Genomic DNA, 19,206 nt, shown 5'->3' with positions numbered 1-19,206 from the left:
CGGGCGGCGGGGGCGGCCACAGTGTCGTCATGAAGACTTCCCTAGAGGTCCACACCTCCGCCGTCCGGACGGGCGCGCGGCGCGCGGGAGGGCGGCGCAGGCGCCGGCTCGTCGTCGCGGGCGTCCTCCTGGCCGTCGCCGGGCTGCTCCTGGTGAACACGCTGACGGTGTCGGGCCAGGAGGCCGCGGCCACGGGCGAGTCGATCGTGCCCGTCGACGGCGGTGGCCTGTACGTCCGCCAGGACGGCCCCGCCGGCGCCCCGGCGCTCGTGCTGATCCACGGGCTGGCCGGATCGACCCGCTGGTGGGACGCGGTCGTCCCGGAGCTGGCGCGCTCGCATCGTGTCATCCGGATCGACCTGCTCGGCCACGGCCGGTCGGCCAAACCGGCCGGCGGCGGCTACACCATCCCGGAGCAGGGCCGCCGGGTCGGCGCGGCGCTGGACCGGCTCGGCGTGCGGCACGCCGTCGTGGCCGGCCACTCCACCGGCGGCTCGGTCGCCACGTCGCTCGCCGAGCAGCGGCCCGGCCTGGTGAGCGCGCTCGCCCTCATCGACTCCGGGCCCCGCCTCGACGCCTTCATCTCGGACGGGTTCGTCGGACAGTTGCTGTTCGTGCCCGTCGCCGGGCAACTGCTGTGGCGCCTGCGCACCGACGGGATCCTGCTCCGGGGGCTGGAGACCGCGTTCAGCCGACCCGGCTACCGGATCCCGCCGCAGCTCGTGGAGGACGTACGCGGCACCACCTATCACTCGCTCACCAGCACCTCGCAGGCGGCGGACGCCTACCTGCGGCAGCGCCCGCTGCCCGACCGGCTGGCCGTCCTCGGCAAGCCGCTGCTGGTGATCTTCGGCCAGGACGACCGGAGATGGCGCTCGGCCTCGGCCGCCGGCTACCGGGCGGTCCCGGGGGCCACCGTCGAGCTGCTGCCCGGGGTCGGGCACTCCCCCATGCTGGAGGAACCGTCCCGGACGGCGGCCTCTCTCCTGGCCTTCACCACGGCCCACGACGTCCGGGCGGACGCGACGGCCGGGTGAGCCACGGGCGCGAGGGCCGGGTGCGGTCCTCACGCCCGTGGCCGGGGATCAGAACAGGCCGCCGAGGAGGTCGTCCAGGCCGCTCTGGTCGATCCAGCGGGTGACGCGGGCGCCGGTCTCGGCGATCGTGCCGGTCCGCGTGTTCTCCGGTTCGACCTTCTCGGGTCTGAAGATCTGCTTCTCACCCTGTCCGGAGCCGCCGGGCCTGGTCAGGCTGGGCGGCGGCGGCCCGTCCGGGTACATCCTGCCGTCGCGGTAGACGGTGTAGGACTGCGTCGGCTGCCTGGTGCCGTCGTTCCGGTAGACGTGGCTCGGACGCGGCTGCGCCGGCTGCCTGCTGGCCTTCGGCGGCGACTGCCGCTGCACCGCTCTGTGGCTGGTCGGACGGCGTGCCGGTCGCTGTGCGGCCTCGGCGCGCCGGGCCCGCTCCGCCCGGTAGCGGTTGCGCGCCCTGGCCGCCGCCGAGGCCCGCCGCTTCGCCGCCGCCTCGGCGGCCTTCCTGCGTGCCTCTCTCCTGGCCGCCGCTGCGGCCCTTCTCCTGGCCACGGCCGCGGCCGCCTTCTTGGCCTTCTCCGCGGCCTTCTTCCTGGCCGCGGCCAGCGCCTTGCGCTTGGCCGCCGCCGCGGCCTTCTTCTTGGCCGCCTCCAGCGCCTTCTTCCTGGCCAGCGCCGCCGCCCGCCGCTTGGCCGCCGCGATGGCCGCGCGCCGCGCCGCCGCCCGCGCCGCCGCGAGCGCCGCCCGCCGGGCCGCCGCCTGGGCCAGCTTCCTGGCGATGATGCGGGCCGCGATCCGCGCCGCGATGCCGACCGCGATCCAGAACAGCTGGCCGTCGGGGTCGCTCATGGTGACGGGGCTGTTGTTGGCGTAGGCGTAGGCGTTGAGCTGCTGCGGGTCCTCCTCGTCGATGATGGGGTCGACCGACAGGAAACGGCCGTTCTTGGGGTCGTACTCGCGGGCGCCCAGGTGGACGAGCCCGGTCGTCGGGTCCTGGGTGCCGCCGACGAAGGCCCGTTGTCCGGGCCACCATGGCGGCGGCGACCCCCGGTCCTCACCGAACGGCGTCATCCGCCGTACGGCCAGCTCCCCGGTGCCGCCGTTCACCGCAGCCTGCGCGGTGCCCTGGTGGTCGGCCGCCAGGAAGTAGACCTGGTTGTCCGGCGTACGGACCGCGATCGGCTCGCCGTTGATGGTGTAGTAGCGGGTCTGCTCGACGGCGTCCTTGGCGAAGTCGAAGCGCAGCTCCATGTCGTCCACGTACAGGGTGGCGTCCGTCGGGGTCTTGCGCAGCAGGCGGTCGCCGTCGGCGTCGTAGACGAACGACGTGGTCTTGCCGGCCTCGGTGACCGACTCCAGGTTGCCTTCGGCGTCCCAGACGAGGCTCTGGTCGGCGGTGCCGACCTTGCGCCGGGTGGTGTTGCCCGCCTCGTCGTAGGTGAACAGGTCAGCGCCGATGTTCTGCACCGCGTGCGGCTGCTTGGCCCCGGCGGCCGGGTAGGTGGAGGTGCGCACGGTCTCGGGCGCGCCGCCCCAGGCGTGCTTGGTCTCCTTGATCCGGTTGCCGGTGGCGTCGTAGCCGTAGCTGACCGCGTACGGGGCCACGCCGCCGATCTTCCCCGAGGTCGGCGTGCCGCCGGCGCAGTCGTCGGTGGCCGTCCACGCCGAGGTCATCCGGCGCAGGTGGTCGTAGGTGAAGCACTGCGTGTCCTGGCCGCCCGCCTTCTCGGCGATCTTGGTGATGTTGCCGGCGGCGTCGTAGTCGTAGTTGAGGTCGAGGTCGGTGGCGGCGGCGCCTTCCCTGTCCAGCCGCATCCTGGTCAGCCTGCGGGTGGACTCGTCATGGGTGTAGGTGAGCCAGGTCTTCTTGCCGCCCGAGCCCAGCTCGTACTGCAGGGTCTCGCCCAGCTTGGAGTAGCGGGTCGCGGTCACGTACGACGACAACCCGCTCACCTTGGTCGGCTGGCTGAGCTCGTCGTAGGAGTAGACGACCGACTCGGCCTCCAGTCCGCCCCCGGCCGGGAAGCTGACCGACTGCACCTGGTCGTCGAGGGTGTAGCGGGTGTTGAGCACGTACGAGCCGGCCAGCTTGCCCTCCCGCGCGGGGACGGTCACGGTCTCGCGCAGCGTGCGGTAGTCGGCGTCGATCGCGTTGATCTCCGCCTTGTACGCCTGCCCGCCCGCGTACCGGATGCTGGCGTTCATGTGGCCCTTGGCCAGCGCGTCGTACTTCCACTCGGCCAGCAGCGTGCCGGTGGCCGAGCCGTCGCGCAGCTCCTTCTTGCGCCCGAGGTCGTCGTAGACGTACCAGAGGGTCTTGCCGCGGGAGTCGGTGGTGCTGACCAGGTCGTCGGCGTCGTTGTACGTCATCGTGGTGACGCCCTTGTCCGGGTCCTCCGTCTTGATCTCCCGGCCGCGCACGTCGTAGTTGTGCCGCCACACGTTGCCCGCCGGGTCGGTGACGGTGGACAGGCGTCCGGCACGGTCGTAGGTGTACTTGGTGGCCTCGTACGCGCCCGTCGGGGTCGCGCCCTTGTACTGGCGCAGCTCGACCAGGCGGTCGTCGGCGTCGCCGATCCGGGTCGTGGCGGTGCCGCCGGCCGGCGGCGTCACGTGGATCCGGTCGCCCTCCTGCGTGGCCGAGACCCGGTACTTCTCCACGCCCTTGGCCTTGAGAGCCTGGGCGTTGACCTCGCCGGCGCCGTCGAAGAACGACACGACCTGCGTCGGCACGTCGGTGTCGGCGACCGCGAGCAGATCGGTGGCGGGCGTGCCGGTGGCGAAGTAGCCGGTGTTGGACTTGCTCACCTCGCCGAGCGAGTTGTAGAAGGTGTCGGTGATCGTGCGCCCGTCGCGCAGCGCGGGGTCCTGCGTCTGGTCGTCGCGGGGCGCGGGTTCCTGCGTCTGGCGCTCGCGCATGAGGCCGTCGTACAGCTCGTGGCTGACGGTGTAGCCGCCGTCGGCGCGCAGCGTCTTGGTGGTGACGTAGCTGGGGCCGTCGGTGCGCATGGTGTAGGCGAACTCGGTGCTGGGCGACTGCCCGGCCGCCTTGCTGCGGTCCGGCTGCCACACCTTGACCAGGCGGCCGAGCGCGTCGTGCTCCATGTCGACGCGCCGGTTGTTGGCGTCTACCTCGGCGACGGGCTCGCCCCAGGCGGGTTCGAGCATGGTGCGCTCGACGTGGCCGAGCTGGTTGGTCTCGACGACCTCGGTGGCCGGGGCGCCGGTCGCCGGGCTGTAGGTGGTGGTGGACGTGGTCCCGACCGGGTCGGTCTCGCTGGTCTCGCGACCATAGACGTCGTAGGTGTGGGTGCTGTCGGTGACGGTCGAGCCGTCCGCGGCGGCGAGCTGCTGGACTGTGGTCACGTCGCCCTTGGTGGGCGCCTGGCCGTACGCCTTGTCGTCGTACTGGACCCGCTCGTCGGAGATCACCTCACCGGCGGCCAGCGCCGAGACGGCGGTGCCGCAGCTCGCGGCGACCCTCTGGATCCTGCTGGTGTAGTCGAGCATCCAGGCGGTGTCGTTGCGGGCGTAGGTGTAGCGGGTGCACTCGTCGTCGTCGGCGGTGGCCAGGTCGCCCTTCTCCTCCACCTGCGTGAGCAGGCCCTTGGCGTCGTACGAGCGCTCCTCGCCGGTACGCCGCCACGCGCCGCCCGCCAGCGCCGTACGGGTCACCATCGACTTGGGCTCGACCACGTACGCGGTCTTGGTGACGCCGCCCTGCGTGGACTCGGCGGTCTTGAGCGACCATGGTTCCTCGGCGGTCGCGGTCAGGATCGCGCCGCCGTCGCCGTTGTAGAGGATCTCCTCACGCTCGAAGCCGGAGAGCTGGTCGAGGTCGTCCAGCTTGACGCCCTCGGTGTCGACGACCTGCGCGCTGCGCTTGGAGCCGTCGGCCTGCTTGTCGCCGTGCATGCCGCGGAAGTACCTGAACTCGGTGAGCGTGCGCTTGGTGTCCTGCCCGTCGCCCTCGCGCACCCGTACGCGGCCGAACCCGCGCCAGTCCGCCCATGTGCGCTGCTCGGGCTTGACCAGGATGTTGTCGGCGTAGCGCCAGGCCGCGCCGTCGAGGTACTCGTAGTCCTTGACCACGTTCGGGGAGCCCGCGACGCGGTCCACCTCGATCGTCTGGGTCACGACGTACTTGTGGAACCAGTCGGTGACCTCGCCCTCGGCCGGCGGCGCCCAGCGCTGCGGGAAGCAGAGCCGGGTGTTCTTGTCGGCCGCCGCCGGCACGTCGCCGGGCTTGCAGTCGGCCGCCGCGTAGTTGACCCGCAGCTCGCCGCCGCTCTCGTTGTTCACGGCCTGCACCCGCCACTTGACCAGCGGCGCGCGTCCCTCGTTGCCGTCCACCCGGTTGGGCAGCTGCACGCCGGTGAACGTGACCTTGGGAAGGGTGAGGGTGCCGCCCACGTGGCCGCTCTGCTGGAGCGAGGCCAGCCACAACGACGGGCTCAGGCCGTCGCCCGTGGCGGGGAACTGGTGGGCCAGCGTCCAGGAGTCCACCGCCGCGTACTGGCCGGCGGGGTTGAGGATCTGCGTGGTGACCTTGGCCAGGCGCTTGCGCGAGAAGAACGTCGGCGACAGGCGGTCGGTGCACTTGACCCCGGAGTCGCAGATCTGGTCGAACGGCACGTCCGGCCAGGACGCCGCGGTCTCCTTCTTGAGCTGGTCGGGGGCGCAGGTGATCGTCCCGGAGGGCAGGCAGCGCTCGGCCACGTCGAAGACCACCCGGGCCGCGGGCGACCTGGTGAACAGCTCGTTCTGCAGGTAGCCGTAGTCGATGCGGGTGAGGTACGCGCCGCGCACGTACACGGTGCCCTGTTCGGGCTTCATGTTGCGGCCGTAGTAGTTCTTCTCGTTCTCGTACCAGTACGTGGTGGCGTTGCCGTGGGTGTCGACCGCGTAGTCGAGGTTCCACCGGTAGCCCTGCTGGCACCAGGCGTTGGCCGGGGTGCTGGAGTAGCAGGGCTCACCGCTGTTGTTGCCGAACACCGGCACGGTCTGCACCGACTTGGTCTCCGGCTTGCCGGTCGCCCAGCCGGGCAGGCGGTTCAGGCCGAAGCTGTACTGGGTGCCGTCGGCGGTGGTGACCCGCCAGTACTCGCCGTTGTTGTCGCCGTTGGTGGCCCCGGTCAGGTACTCGACGCGGGTGCCGTCGTCGCGCTTGGGCCGCCACTGCTTGGAGGTGGCGTCCTTGACCAGCTCGACGGCGGAGTTGCCGAGCGACAGGGTGGCGTTCTCCTGGTCCCAGCACAGGTCGCCGGTCTTCTTGCCGTCGATCATGCAGGCCTTGTAGCGGCGCTCGACGTAGCCGCTGGGGTTCAGCTCGAAGCCCTCCCCCACCCACGACGGCTGGTTGTTGGTGGAGACCGTACGGCCGTCCACGCTCTGGGAGGAGTAGTCGAGCGACAGGTCGGGCTCGTCGCCGCCCAGGGCGGGCGGCGTGCGCAGGCCGTAGCTCCAGGAGAAGTCGCCGGACTGGTTGCCGACGCTCCAGCTCGCCGAGGGGGCCAGCGAGGTGGCGGCGTGGTCGCCGGACGGGCCGGAGGCGGCTGCGGTGACGGCGTACAGGCCGGTGGTCTCGACCTCGGCGGTCAGCGTGCCGGCCTTGGGGTCGTTGTCGCTCTTGACCGGCTGCGGCGCGGCGCAGCCGGTCGCCGCGGCGTCGAGCGCGCACTCGGGCAGCTTGACGACGCGCAGGCGGGCGCCGTAGTCGCCGCCGGAGGCGTAGCGGAAGCCGGAGTAGTCGATCTCCAGCCGGGTGCTGCCGGACGCCTTGGCCGCCGCGACGCCCTGGCCGGGCGACAGGCGCATCGCGACGCCGAGCAGGTCCGTCTTGAGCAGCTCGACCTTGACCGGGGTGGCGGCCGCCGCGGCCACGCCCTTGGCGGGGGCCAGCCGCACCGGGAACCCGGCGGCCAGCGTGGCGGTCGCCGCGCCGCCCAGCTCGGCCGTCTGCGGCGCGGGCCAGGCGACCGCGGGCGGGGCCTTCCACGCCCGTTCGGCGACGGGGTCGGCGAGCGGCCGCAGCACGGGCACCTTCCCGCCCTTGACCGGCGTCTCCTTCTGCACCGACGGCGCCTTGCGGGGCGCGGCGGAGGCGGGCATCGCGTACGCCATCGGCGCCAGGAGCACGACCGCGAGCACGGTCGCCAGCCGGCGCGGCCAGGCGGCTTCGGGCGTCACGCCCTCGAAGCGGTTCCAGCGGGGATCGGGGGCGTCGGGTTCGTCGGCGGGCTGCTGAAAACGATTCCAGCGGGATTCTGGCAGCTCTAACTCACTGTCCACGGTTTCTCCCAGGGAGGGGCTACTGGGCTGCTAGCTGGGCTATCTGCTCGGCGCTGAGCACGCCGTCGTACGTGCGGACGTCATCGACGGTCCCCGGCCAGTAGCCGGTGAAGACGCCCGCGGTCCTGGTCCGGCCCAGTTGCAGCGGGCCGGTGGCGTTCCAGGTGCTCACGTGGGGAGTGACGGTGGTGGCCGACAGGCGGCCGTTGACGTAGACGCGCAGTTCGCCGGCCAGGGCGTCGTACACGCCGGCGATGTGCGTCCATTCCAGCGGGGCGGGTACGGCGTCGGAGCGGGTACGGACGAGGGCGGCGGCATCGGTGTCGGCGGCGGCCATGCCGAGGACCCACCGCCCCTGTTCCTTGTCGAAGCCGAGCTGGAACCCGGCCGCCCTGGTGCCCGGCTGGGCCACGGCGGCGGTGTCCTTGGCGGGCAGGTAGTCGAGCTGGGTCCAGGCGGCGACGGTGAACCCGGACCCGGTGGCGACCGCGGGCGCGGCGGCCTGGGCGTAGCCGGTGGCGCCGTCGAGCGCGAGGGCGCCGTCCAGCCAGCCGTCGGTCCAGGTGGCGGCGCCGGCCAGCGTGGCGGGCGTGGCCCGGCCGGAGGAGTCGGCGGCCGACAGGCCGCTCCCGTCGTCCAGCTTCCAGTGGCCGACCAGCGTGGCGGCGCTGTTGACCAGGTCGGCGACCTCGTCGGCGAACAGCGCGCGGCCGTAGAGCCGGACCTCGTCTACGTCGCCGGGCCAGAAGTCGGCCGCCGCGCCGGCCGTCCTGCCGCGGCCGATGGTCAGCGGCCCGGCGGCGTTCCACGGCGCGGCGACGGTGACCGTGGACTCCAGACGGCCGTTGACGTAGAGGGAGATCTGGCCCGCGGCCGAGTCGTAGACGCCGGTCAGGTGGGTCCACTCGTTCAGGCGGGGCGCGGCGGCCGACAACGCGCGCACGACCGGGGCGGCGTCGGTGTCGGCGCCCGTCACGGCCAGCGCCCAGCGGTTGTCGGCCTTGGCGTACTGGAGGGAGAACGCGCCGGTCCTGCCGCCTTCCTGGGTGACGGCGGTGGCGGAGGCGGCGGTGCCGGTCAGGCGTACCCAGGCGGTGACGGCGAAGTTGCGGCCGGTGTCGGCGACCGGACCGGTGGTCTGGGCGTACGCGCCGGCCAGCCGCAGCGCCGAGCCGGTCCGGCCCGGGGCCCAGGTGGCGCCGTACAGGGTGGCGGGGTGGGTTCCGGCGGCGTCGGCGGCGGTGCCGCCCTGGCCCTCGTCCAGGGGCCAGTGACCGGCCGGCGCCCGTCCGGCGTTGACGTTGAAGACGTACGTGCGGATCGGGCCGAGTTGTCCAGCGCGGTCCTTGCTGCGCACCGACAGGACGTTCGGGCCGTCGTGGCGGGGGGTGAGCGTGATCGCGGCCGTGCCGTCCTGGGCGGGCGGGATCTCGATCTTGGGGGCGGTGTCCAGGCCGTAGACGTAGGCGGCGACGTCGGTGACGCCGTTGGGGGCGAAGGTGAACCCGCCGGCCAGGCCGACGCCGTCGCTCCAGCCGTTCTCCGCGAACTGCGCCGAGGACACCTCGGGCTCCCGGCCGGGGGCGGTGGCGTCCACGGTCGCCTCGCACCAGGGGCTCCACGCGCTGTTGGCCTTGCCGTCCTCGGCGCGGACCCGCCAGCGGACCAGCGCGCCGTCGGCGTACAGGCTCTGCGGGACGACGGCGTTGAAGGCCGTGCCCGTCGATCCGACGGGGGTCAGGTATTCGCCCGCCTTCGTCCCGTCGGCCCGGTACCACTCGAAGCGGCCCCTGACCGAGTTGTCGACGTCCTTGAGCCGGGCCCACAGCTTGGGGGTGGGGGTGCTGATGACCGGCCGCCCGTCGCCGGAGACGCACGGGCCGCCCGGGTCGGACCAGGCGTCGGCCGCCACCGGGTCGGCGGGCAGCGAGTTGTACTCAATGACCAGGCTCGGGTTGTTGCGGAACTTCTTCCAGGCGTACTGGTCGGTCTCGCTGGTGGCGCGCAGGCCGACGGTGATGTTGGGCCACTTGTTGGCGGCGGCGTCCACGACCTGCGAGGTGACGTCGAACTCGACGCCGCCGGGCAGGCAGGCCGAGCCCCAGCCCTTGGCCACGTTCACCGTGGAGAGCTTCTTGACCCACTTCGGCTGGTTGCTCCAGGTGGTGCTCTTGCTGATCGTGTTGGTGGACCACGCCTCGACCGCGCGGGCGCTGCACGAGTACGACCACGTCTCGTACGTGCGCAGCGTGCCCTTGATGATCTGCTTGCCGTGGATCGTGGAGCCGGTGTTCATCTGGAAGAAGGAGCGGTTGGTCTGCGAGTTGACGTGCCCGACACGGGCGACGTCGCTGGAGTTGAGGTAGTTGGAGCTGGGCCAGTTGCTCCACACGGCGGTCCAGGCGCCGCGCGCGGCCGAGAAGTACGGGTCCAGGAACACCGGATAGCGCGTCTTGGGGTCGTTCATCATCGCGCGGTCCGGCCGCAGCCGCAGCTTCCTGCCTTCGAGCGAGACCCCCATCGTGGCCTGGCGGGCCTCGGGGGCGCGGCCCTCCTTGACCGCGGCCTGGCTCGGGGCGCCGGTCGAGTCCCACATCGTCGGGGTGGGCGCGATGAAGATCGTGCCGCCGGTCCGGTCGACCGCCTCCAGGTTGCCCGCCTTGTCCGAGGTGAGCGACAGGCCGCTGACCGACAGCGGGAAGTCCAGGTCGGGCAGCGTCCTCGCGGCGGCCCGCGTCTTGACCACCAGGACGTGGGAGAACCCGTCCACGTCGGCGGTGACTCGCAGGTCCACGCCCGGCAGCACCTCGGGGTAGGTGGCGGTGTCGCCGTTCAGGGTGGGCTTCGGCAGCGTGCCGGGCCAGCTCAGTTCCAGGGCCTTGCCGCCGCGGGACAGGCGGGCGAGCGGCTCGCCGCCGCCGCCGGAGAAGGTCAGTCCGGCCGCCGTCGCCACGGGCTCCACCGCGCCGTCGGGCCGCAGGCGGAGCGTCGTGTCCACGGGCACCCAGCCGGTGGCCTGGCGGACGCGGACGGGGCGGGCGTGTTGTTCGAGGGTGAAGGTGCCGTCCGGGCGGGCGAAGACCTGGCGGGTCTCGCTCCGCATCGACTCGATCTCGACCGCCGCGCCCGTACGCCTGGCCGTCGCGACCGCCGCCTCTTCGGCGGCCGGGGGCACGCTCACCGCGGGCGTGCCCGCGTCCGGCGGTTCGGCTTGGGCGGGCGGCACCGCCGGAATCGTGAATGCCAAGAAGGCCGCGACAAGCCCACGCACAACCCGCATCGGTCCTCGCATGTCGACCAGAGGTCCGCGCAGGACCAGGTGATCTTCGATTGACGAACGGATTGTCACCCGCGTAAGTGCATACGTCTAGATCTTCTGGCGAAATTCGCCAAAAGTCGGTACATGTCTGGAAGGAACCGTCGCTACCCGCCGGTAGCCCTTCGCCGGGGACAGCCATGGCCCGGCCGCCGCGCCACCCGCTGGGGCGCGGGACCTGCCAGGATGGGGTGGATTTCGGCACCGGCATCGGCGACGCCGGTCCGCCACCCGCACGTCGACCACTGCGGCGGCAACCCGCCGCCGGCGGCAGGCGGTCAGCTCACGGCCGTGGCCCGCTCGATGAGCGCCACGGCGGCGCGGGGGTCGGCGACCTGCACCACGAGCCGGGCGTAACGTTCGTCGGCCAGCTCGATGACCACGGCCTTGGCCGCGTCGTGCACGTCCCAGAAGACCTTCTCGCCGTTGAGGTGGAAGGTGCCGGCCGTGATGACGCCGGGCAGGTGCGCGCCGGGCGCGCGCAGCCCCTTGGGCTCGCCGACGATCCCCGGGTCGGCCGTGGCGCCGCGCACGTTGGCCAGCGGGATGACCAGCCGGCTCTTGAGCGCCCACAACTTGTCCAGGCCCTCGATCTCCACGACCAGGTTCTGCCCGTCGATGCTGATCTCTGCCATGTTCGTACTCCTTACGCGTGTTGGGTGAGCCGGCGGGCCAAGGCGGCGCCGGCCTGGTCGATGTCGGTGCCCGCGGTGCCGGACCGGGCCCGCAGGCGGAGCCCGAGGACGGCCGCGGTGACCGCGAAGGCCAGGTCGTCCTCGCCGCCCTGGGCGGGGGGTTGCGGCCCGGCCGCCGCCCTGGCGGCCCGGTCGAAGGCGGCCAGCACCGTGGAAAGCTGATCGGCGACCTCCTGGTCCACCGGCGCGCGTTCGACCGCGGCCAGCAGCAGCAGGTTGAGCCCGACCTCGGCGGCGGGCTCGGCGACCGCCACGCGCAGCGCCTGGTCCAGGTCGCCGGCCCCGGCGACCTGGTCGATCAGCGGGGCGATGTCGTGCTCCAGCGACCAGCGCAGCGCGGCCTGGTAGAGCCCGCGCTTGCTGCCGAACGTCTTGTACAGGCTGTTGCGATGGACGCCGAGGTGGGTCACCAGATCGTCCATGGAGATGCCGTCGTAGGACCGGGTCGAGAACAGCTCTGCCGCCGCCCGGATCACCGTGACCTCGTCGAATCCTCTTGGTCGTCCCATGGGTCGATCGTAGCCAGTTTAGGAACAATCAGTCAAGAACGTTCGTTCCTTAATTCCGCGACAGGCCGTCGTACGGCGGGGCGGGCTCAGACGGCCTTGCGGACGCGTGAGGTCTCGACGGAGAGCGGCTCGCCGTCCTGGCCGAGCGGGCAGAGCGGGGCGAGTTCCCGCCCCTGGTCGTCGACAAGGACGGAGTGGGTCTCGTCCGGGGCGAAGGCGTGGCGCTCGCCCCACTGGCGCAGCGCGACGACGGCCGTGAAGAGGTCCCGCCCGGCGGCGGTGAGCAGATAGGCGTGCCGCCTGCCGTCGCCGGTGGCGCTCTTGGCCAGGATGCCGTGCTCGACGAGCCTGCGGAGCCGGTCGGTGAGGATGTTGCGGGCGATCCCCAGCCGCTGGTGGAACTCGGTGAAGGTGCTCGCACCGTCCATCGCGTCGCGGACGATCAGCAGGCTCCACCGGTCGCCCACCAGGTCGACAGCCCGCGCGACCGGGCAGAACGGATCGGTCCAGGCGCTTCCCGCAGCGAGTGTGACGTCCACCGAACCCCTCCTCGATGAGTTGCAATCTGAAACCATTATGCCCTAACCTCCGATTGGTTGCACTTTGAAACTTATTGGAGGTTGTCATGCCGGCAGGATTGACCCGGCGGCAGCGGGTCCTGCTCGCCCTGGTGTGCGCCGTGGCGGTGGCGCCCGTCTACGGCATTCAGCCGGTCCTCCGGGCCGCCGGCCAGGATCTCGGGCTGACGGAAGGAGCGCTGGGATGGCTGGTCGCCGCGGGCCAGATCGGCTATCTCGCGGGGCTGGTGCTGCTGGTCCCGCTCGGCGACCTGTTCGACCGCCGCAAGCTCATCACGGCCCATCTGGTGCTCGTGGCGGCGGGCGCGGCGGTGACCGCCGTCGCGCCCGCCGGCGGCGTCGCGATCGCCGGGCTGGCCCTGGCCGGGCTGTTCGCCGTGGTCGTCCAGATCACGGTGGCCTACGCCGCCGCCGTCTCACCCGCCGCCGAACGCGGCCGTACCATCGGCACGATCACCTCGGGCGTCGTCGCCGGCATCCTCGGGGTGCGGATGGTCGCCGGCGTGCTGGGCGAGCTGGCCAACTGGCGGGTGGTCTACCTGGTCATCGCCGGGCTGTGCGCGGTGCTCGCGTTCGCCGTCCGCCGTACCCTCGGCGCCGACGTCCGCAGCCCCGGCGCCCGGTACGGCGCCATGCTGTCCTCGCTGGGCCGGCTGGTCACCGGCGACCGGCTCCTGCTCAGCCGGGGACTGGTCGCCTTCTTCCTGTTCGCCTCCTTCGGTACGTTGTGGAGCGGGCTGGCGCTGCCGCTCGCCGACGCGCCGTGGCATCTCGGCACGACCGCGATCGGGCTGTTCGGGCTCGCCGGTCTCACCGGTGCGCTGGGCGCGGCCCGGGCCGGCCAATGGGCCGACCGGGGCCTGGCCTCGCGGGTCACCTGCTGGTCGCTGGCCCTGCTCACGGCGTCCTGGCTGCTGATCGGCCAGGCGGGGTGGTCGTTGTGGCTGCTGATCGCCGGCGTCATCGTCCTGGACTTCGCCGTGCAGGCGGTACACGTCAGCAGCCAGCACCTGCTGACCACGGCCCGCCCCGACCGGAGCAGCAGTGTCATCGGCGCCTACATGGCCTTCTACTCGCTGGGGTCCGCGCTCGGCGCGGTCACCACGACCTCGGCCTACAGCATCGGGGGATGGCCGGCCGCCGCCGTGCTGGGCGCCGCGTACGGCGCGCTCGGACTCCTCGTGGCGGTCCTGTCCAGGCGTCTGGCCACGCACCCGCGGGCGCACGCCGTGGACCAGCCCGCCGTCTCCCGCTGACGGCCCCGGCTCAGGCGAGGTCGAGGATCGGCACGAGCTGCTCCTCCTCGTACGTCAGGTGCGCCTCGAGCTCGTCGACCAGCCGCTCGATCTCGGCGCGCACCCGCATCGGGTCGTCACCCGACAGGGCCTGCCTCAGCTCCTCCACCAGCACGCCGATGCGCTCGTGCTCCCTGGACAGCCGCTCGATGGTCGGGGCGAGCGAGGGATGCCGTTCGGCCAGGGCCGGGAACATCATCAGGTCCTCGCCGGTGTGATGGTGGTGCAGCCCCTGGCACATGGTCAGGCAGTTGATCCGCAGCTGCACGCCCAGGCCGGGGCGGCCGGAGCCGGTCAGCTCCTTGCGGATCAGCGCCAGCTCGCGGCGGAAGCCGTCGTGCACCTGCTTGAGGTACGCGCCGCCCGAGGACGCGTTCGACCGGGGCGGCCCCGGTTCGACCTTGAGCGCGACGACCGGGATGGTACGCGCGGTCCTGGCCTGGTAGTCGGCCCAGCCGGGATCGCTCTCCACGGCGCGGGCGAAGGCGGCGTCACGCTCGGCGCCCTCCAGGATCTCCGCCTCGACGTCGAAGACGAAGACGCCGCTCTCCACGGTGGCCCGGGGGTCGGCCCGCAGGTTGCGGTACCAGTGGGGATCGTGCGGCGCTCCCCCGGCGGAGGCGATGACCAGCATGCGCTCGCCGCCGTCGGGGAGGTAGCCGAGGGGGACCGTGTGCGGCCTGCCCGAACGGGCGCCCGTCGTGGTGAGCAGGAGCAGTCTCGCCCCCTCGAAGGGGCCGCCGACCTGGCCGTTGTTGGCGCGGAACTCCTCGATGACCTGCTTGTTGAAATCCACTCTTCTCCATGGTGTCGGTACTCGCACTGACATGCTGAATGGAGAAGAGGAACGGCGGGCCGCGGGCCCGCCCGGCGATCACGCGAGGGCCGGGCTGCTCTCTGGTTCGTGGCCCAAGGCCGACCCGGCAGTCACGGGGTCAGGCTACTTCATCAAGATTTTCTTCGCAAAGCGGGACGACACCGGCCTTGAGGGGCAGGGGGGCGCCGTCCCGCGCCCCCGTCCGCCCCGGAAACGCTACTCGGCGTACGGCTGGTCCTCTCCCTCGGCGCTGTAGCCGAGGCTCCAGACGTAGCCGTCGGGGTCGGCGAAGGTGCCGCCGTACCCGCCCCACGGCAGGGCGCCGGCGGGCTTGAGGATCGTTGCGCCGGCCTTCTCGGCCTCGTCCATGATCTCGTCGACCCGCGCCTCGCTGCGGACGACGTACGTGAGGACGACCCCGCTGAAGCCGCTGCCCTCCGGGCTCAGGCCCACCAGGCCGGCCAGACCTTCGCGGCCGTAGAAGCCGACGGGCGAGGCGCCGTCGGACTCGAAGAACACCGAGATGCCGTAGTCGTTCTTGATCTTCCAGCCGAGCCCCTCGGTGTAGAACCGCTTGGCCCGGTCCATGTCCTGTACGGCGAGAAGGATCGAGCTGACGTGCGCCTTCATGTCATATCTCCTTGGTGCGGAAGAGCTCCTGTCGATGCACCCCACGCTACGGAGGCCGCCGCACCCGGCGCTTCTCGATTCCTGACCGGTTACCGGGCCGGCTCCGGGATGAGCTCGCGGCGCAGGGCCTGGCTCGCCGCGCGGTGCTCGGCCGCGGCGGCCGGGTCGGTCGCGTCGAGCACGGCCGCGATGCCCTCGTGCGCCAGCACCTCCTTGTGCCGCGCGCCCACCTTGGGGGCCAGCTCCAGCGCCTGGCGGTGCAGGCGCAGCGCCTCCTCCGGCAGACCGGCCAGCCGGCAGGTCTCGCCGTAGCCGTAGAGGAAGTGCACCTTCCAGTGCTCCTCGAACAGCTCGTCCAGGAGCGCGAACGCCTGCCGGTGGCTGTCCAGCGCCTCCTCGTGGCGGCCCATCTGGCGCAGGGCGACGCCCAGGCAGTTGAGGCACCATGCCTCGTTGTGCTTGTGGCCGTCCTCGCGGGCCAGCTCCAGGGCCTGGCGCAGGTGCCGCGCGGCCTCGTCGGGCTGGTCGTGCACGATGGCCATGCCGAGCGTGATCCGGGCGGTCAGCGTGGCGGGCCAGCCGGGCTCGCCGCCGGTGTGGCCGAGCACGTCGCGGGCCAGCCGCGCCGCCTCCTCGGGCCGTCCGAGCTGCAACATCGCCCACGCCTCGTCGGCGGCGGCGTGGGCCGCGCCCGTCGGGCAGCCGGCGTCGGCGTACCGCCTGCCGGCCTGCCTGAAGAGGTCGAGCGGCGCCTCGACGTGGCCCTCGTCCCAGCTCAGGTGGCCGCGGCGCATCATCAGGTCCGCCTCGGAGCGCGGGTCGCCGACCTCCGACACCAGGGGCGCCGCCGCCTCGTACGCGGCGCCGGCCTCGGCCATGCGGCCCGCGTTGTAGCGGGCGAAGCCCAGGTCGCTGTGCGCCTCGGCCAGTTGCCACGGATCGCCCAGGCGTTGCGCCGCCGCCAGCGACCGTTCGAAGAGCATGTTGAGGTGGGTGGTGCCGCAGCGCCGCGCGAAGAACGTACGCATGAAGCGGGGCAGCTCGCAGGCGTGCGCGTCGGCCCCGGTGGCGACCGCCACCTCGAACGCGCCCATCAGGTTGGTGTACTCCGCGACGAACCAGCCGAGGGCCGCGTGCTTGCTGCCGAACGCCGGCAGCTCGGCCGGCGGGCTGCCCGCGGAGGCGGCACGGCTGCCCGACTCGTACGGCATAGCGGCGTCGGCCGCGGCCGCCGCGTGCACGTAGTAGTCGAGCACCCGGCCGAGCGCCTGCTCCCGCTCGGCCGGCGTGTCCTGCTCCTCGGCGGCCCGCCGCGCGTGCTGGTGGACCAGGTCGTGCAGCGTGTAGCGGCCGGGCGAGGGCTGCTGGACGAGGTGGGCGTCGAGCAGGTCCTCCAGCATCGCCCGCGCTCCGCGCAGCGGCACGCCGGCCAGCGCCGCGGCCACGTACTCGTCGAAGGAGGACCCGGACAGCAGGCCCAGCAGCCGGAACAGGCGGCGCTGCGCCCGGTCGAGCTGCCGTACGGACATGGCGAAGGCGGTGTCGAACTCGCTCGCGCCCTCGGACATGCGTTCGACGAGGATGCCGACGGTCCAGCCGGGCCGGTGGCGCAGCCGGGCCCCGGCCAGGCGCAGGGCCAGCGGCAGGTGGCCGCACAGTCGCAGCACCTCGGCCGCCGCCTCCGGGTCGCGGCCCAGCCGGCCGTCCGGCCCACTGGGGTCGCCGCTGGCGCGGGCCAGCAGTTGGGCGCTCTCGTCGGGGGTGAGCACGTCCAGCGAGACGGGCGGCACCTCCTCCAGGCCCAGCAGCCGGTTGCGGCTGGTGATCAGGGCCACGGACTCGCCCGCGCCGGGCAGCAACATGCGGACCTGGTCCGCGCCGGCGGCGTTGTCGAGGACGACCACGGCCCGCCGGGCCGCCAGCTCCGACCGCCAGCACGCGGCCAGCGGCTCGATGCCGCCCTCCTGCGGGATCTTCTCCGAGGGGACGTCGAGCGCGGCGAGCAGGGTCCGCAGCGCGGGGTCGGGATCGAGCGGTTCGCGCCCGTCGGTGAACCCGTGCAGGTCCAGGTAGAGCTGGGCGTCGGGGTAGTCGGCGGCGAGCCGGTGCGCGGCGTGCACCGCCAGGCACGTCTTGCCGACGCCCGCCATGCCGTCCACGGCCACCACCCGGCTGCCGGCGACCGCGGCGAGCACGGCGTCGAGCTGAGCCTCGCGTCCCGTGAAGTCGGGCACGTCGCGCGGCAGGTCGTTGCGGGGCGGCCGGGGCGCGCCGGCGGGCGGCGACGGCGGCTGGACCTGGCGGCTCGCCTTCGGAGGCGCGGGCAGGGGGTTGGCGGCCCGTTCCCACAGTGGGCGCAGCGGGCGGGGGTCGCGCTTGACCAGGCGGCACAGCTCGATCACCGCGGGCCAGGGCGGCACCGACTGGCCGCTCAGGTAGCGCGACAACGACGACGAGCTGAGGCCCGTCTCGCGCGCGAGTGCCCGTACGCCGTGCCCGGACAACTCCTGGAGCAGGCGCAACCGGGCGGCCAGCTCGTCCTGGGGGTCCGCCTTGAGCGTCTGTCGTCCCACGTGATTCTGCCTCTCTGTCCCGTCGCGGAAGAAACTTACCGGGACGAATCCCCGCAGGCCAACGGCGTTCCGGCTGTCCCACGGTGTCCCACGGGCATCGTGGTGAGGCGGGCGTTCGGCTGAGATGGAGTCACGCCCCGGGGGACGGGGCGGCGGACCAGGGAAAACAGGAGAACGACCATGCAGTCCCGTATGAAGAACCCGGCCTTCGTCCTGTCCGGCGCGATGCAGCCCATCCAGGATCTGTTCAAGGCGGTGCACTCCGGCGGCGTGGACGCCCAGACGCTGGAGCTGGTGCACCTGCGGGTCAGCCAGATCAACGGTTGCAGCGCCTGCGTCGACGCGGGTGTCAAGACCGGCCGCAAGGCCGGGGTGAGCGAGGAGCGGCTGGCGACGGTCGTGGCCTGGCGGGAGGCGCCGTACTTCAGCGAGGAGGAGCGGGCGGCGCTGGAGCTGGCCGAGGCCGCCACGCGCCTGGCCGACCGGGCCGACGCGGTCAGCGACGAGGTCTGGGACCGGGCCGCCACCTACTACGACGAGAAGCAGCTCGCCGCGATCGTGCTGATGATCGGCGTGACCAACCTGTTCAACCGGCTCAACGCCACGACCCGGCAGATCGCCGGCGCGTGGGGCTGAGCAGCACCCCCCACAAAACGGTCAGCACTAGCATTCACCCCAGAAAGAAGGAGATTTCACCATGAGCAGCACCGAGAACACCGCCACCACGGGCAAGGGCTTCGACGGCTTCAGCGACGACGAGCGCGCGGCGATGAAGGCGCACGCCAGCGAGCTGAAGAAGGCCGCGCGGCGCGGCGGGAAGGCGTCGGCGGCCGACGGCGAGCGCGACGTGCTGGAGAAGATCGCCGAGATGGCCGAGGACGACCGTGTGCTGGCCGAGGCGGTGCACGCCGTCATCAGGGCCGCCGCCCCGGACCTGACCCCGAAGACCTGGTACGGGATGCCCGCCTACGCCAAGGACGGCGCCGTCGTGTGCTTCTTCAAGCCCGCGACGAAGTTCAAGTCCCGATACGCCACCCTCGACTTCAACGACGGGGCCACCCTCGAGGACGGCGCCATGTGGCCGAGCGCCTTCGCGCTGAAGGAGCTGACCCCCGACACCGAGGCGCGCATCGCCGCTCTCGTGCGGCAGGCCGCGGGCTGAGGTCCCGCGAACCCGCCGGTTCTGCTCCACCGCAGCGCGCCGGACCCGGCTCCGGCCCGGCCCGCCGCAGTGGAGCAGGGGACCGTCAGATTTCTTCCACGCTGCTCGGCTCACGCCGGGACAGATCGATACCGAGTTCCTCCGCCGCGCGGAAGACGTCCTCGTCGGTGTCGCGCATCTCGATGGACATGCCGTCGCTGGACAACACCTCGACGTTGAGGCACAGCGACTGCATTTCCTTGATGAGGACCTTGAAGGACTCCGGAATACCCGGCTCGGGGATGTTCTCGCCCTTGACGATCGCCTCGT

At 72.5% G+C, this 19,206-nt stretch carries 13 protein-coding genes; 4 read left to right on the top strand and 9 right to left on the bottom strand.

The window, feature by feature from the left end; translation table 11 throughout:
• The first annotated feature begins 29 nt into the window (after positions 1 to 29).
• On the top strand, positions 30 to 1,037 hold the full coding sequence (locus IEZ27_RS13180) for an alpha/beta fold hydrolase (protein ID WP_189647437.1): 1,008 nt from the start codon (positions 30 to 32) through the stop codon (positions 1,035 to 1,037).
• 48 nt (positions 1,038 to 1,085) lie between these two features.
• On the opposite strand, the gene IEZ27_RS54940 is transcribed toward IEZ27_RS13180, so the two are convergent.
• The 5 genes from IEZ27_RS54940 to IEZ27_RS13155 form a co-directional block, all read right to left on the bottom strand.
• Positions 1,086 to 7,322, bottom strand: a complete 6,237-nt coding sequence (locus IEZ27_RS54940; RefSeq protein ID WP_189647436.1) for an RHS repeat domain-containing protein — start codon at positions 7,320 to 7,322, stop codon at positions 1,086 to 1,088.
• A 19-nt stretch (positions 7,323 to 7,341) separates the two neighbouring features.
• Positions 7,342 to 10,548, bottom strand: coding sequence for a LamG-like jellyroll fold domain-containing protein (locus IEZ27_RS13170; protein ID WP_229823941.1), 3,207 nt, complete (start codon positions 10,546 to 10,548; stop codon positions 7,342 to 7,344).
• A 368-nt stretch (positions 10,549 to 10,916) separates the two neighbouring features.
• Positions 10,917 to 11,273 (bottom strand): hypothetical protein, encoded by a 357-nt coding sequence (locus tag IEZ27_RS13165; RefSeq protein ID WP_189647434.1) that lies wholly within the window; start codon positions 11,271 to 11,273, stop codon positions 10,917 to 10,919.
• 11 nt (positions 11,274 to 11,284) lie between these two features.
• Positions 11,285 to 11,842: a TetR/AcrR family transcriptional regulator gene (locus IEZ27_RS13160; protein ID WP_189647433.1), complete on the bottom strand. Its 558-nt coding sequence runs from the start codon at positions 11,840 to 11,842 to the stop codon at positions 11,285 to 11,287.
• An 86-nt stretch (positions 11,843 to 11,928) separates the two neighbouring features.
• The gene (locus tag IEZ27_RS13155) at positions 11,929 to 12,381 is read right to left on the bottom strand and encodes a winged helix-turn-helix transcriptional regulator (RefSeq protein ID WP_229823940.1); all 453 of its coding nucleotides are present in this window, start codon (positions 12,379 to 12,381) and stop codon (positions 11,929 to 11,931) included.
• 86 nt (positions 12,382 to 12,467) lie between these two features.
• Between IEZ27_RS13155 and IEZ27_RS13150 the strand changes: the two genes are divergently transcribed.
• Complete coding sequence (locus IEZ27_RS13150; protein WP_189647431.1) at positions 12,468 to 13,676, top strand: MFS transporter; 1,209 nt, start codon at positions 12,468 to 12,470, stop codon at positions 13,674 to 13,676.
• 10 nt (positions 13,677 to 13,686) lie between these two features.
• On the opposite strand, the gene IEZ27_RS13145 is transcribed toward IEZ27_RS13150, so the two are convergent.
• From IEZ27_RS13145 to IEZ27_RS13135, 3 genes are all read right to left on the bottom strand, one after another.
• A complete protein-coding gene (locus IEZ27_RS13145) occupies positions 13,687 to 14,511 on the bottom strand; it encodes a nitroreductase/quinone reductase family protein (protein ID WP_229823939.1) in 825 nt (274 codons plus the stop codon).
• 237 nt (positions 14,512 to 14,748) lie between these two features.
• The gene (locus IEZ27_RS13140) at positions 14,749 to 15,162 is read right to left on the bottom strand and encodes a VOC family protein (protein WP_189647429.1); all 414 of its coding nucleotides are present in this window, start codon (positions 15,160 to 15,162) and stop codon (positions 14,749 to 14,751) included.
• A gap of 89 nt (positions 15,163 to 15,251) precedes the next feature.
• Entirely contained in the window at positions 15,252 to 17,735 is a 2,484-nt protein-coding gene (locus IEZ27_RS13135; protein ID WP_189647428.1) for a tetratricopeptide repeat protein, read from the bottom strand.
• A gap of 180 nt (positions 17,736 to 17,915) precedes the next feature.
• Between IEZ27_RS13135 and IEZ27_RS13130 the strand changes: the two genes are divergently transcribed.
• Both IEZ27_RS13130 and IEZ27_RS13125 read left to right on the top strand, forming a co-directional pair.
• Positions 17,916 to 18,371: a carboxymuconolactone decarboxylase family protein gene (locus IEZ27_RS13130; protein ID WP_189647427.1), complete on the top strand. Its 456-nt coding sequence runs from the start codon at positions 17,916 to 17,918 to the stop codon at positions 18,369 to 18,371.
• 61 nt (positions 18,372 to 18,432) lie between these two features.
• Positions 18,433 to 18,897, top strand: a complete 465-nt coding sequence (locus IEZ27_RS13125) for an iron chaperone (RefSeq protein ID WP_189647426.1) — start codon at positions 18,433 to 18,435, stop codon at positions 18,895 to 18,897.
• 85 nt (positions 18,898 to 18,982) lie between these two features.
• Here the strand turns inward: IEZ27_RS13125 and IEZ27_RS13120 are convergent.
• Positions 18,983 to 19,206 (bottom strand): hypothetical protein (locus tag IEZ27_RS13120; RefSeq protein ID WP_189647425.1); only part of this gene is annotated, 224 nt, incomplete at its 5' end.

Origin of the sequence: Nonomuraea spiralis (assembly GCF_014648435.1) — a bacterium.
In the GTDB taxonomy this organism is placed as follows: Bacteria; Actinomycetota; Actinomycetes; order Streptosporangiales; family Streptosporangiaceae; genus Nonomuraea; species Nonomuraea spiralis.
This window is presented reverse-complemented; position numbering and strand designations above follow the sequence as displayed.

Coding starts and splice junctions, on each gene's coding strand:
- IEZ27_RS13150 (WP_189647431.1), top strand. CDS start 12,468: ATGCCGGCAGGATTGACCCGGCGGCAGCGGGTCCTGCTCGCCCTGGTG.
- IEZ27_RS13165 (WP_189647434.1), bottom strand. CDS start 11,273: ATGGCAGAGATCAGCATCGACGGGCAGAACCTGGTCGTGGAGATCGAG.
- IEZ27_RS13160 (WP_189647433.1), bottom strand. CDS start 11,842: ATGGGACGACCAAGAGGATTCGACGAGGTCACGGTGATCCGGGCGGCG.
- IEZ27_RS13140 (WP_189647429.1), bottom strand. CDS start 15,162: ATGAAGGCGCACGTCAGCTCGATCCTTCTCGCCGTACAGGACATGGAC.
- IEZ27_RS13125 (WP_189647426.1), top strand. CDS start 18,433: ATGAGCAGCACCGAGAACACCGCCACCACGGGCAAGGGCTTCGACGGC.
- IEZ27_RS13180 (WP_189647437.1), top strand. CDS start 30: ATGAAGACTTCCCTAGAGGTCCACACCTCCGCCGTCCGGACGGGCGCG.
- IEZ27_RS13130 (WP_189647427.1), top strand. CDS start 17,916: ATGCAGTCCCGTATGAAGAACCCGGCCTTCGTCCTGTCCGGCGCGATG.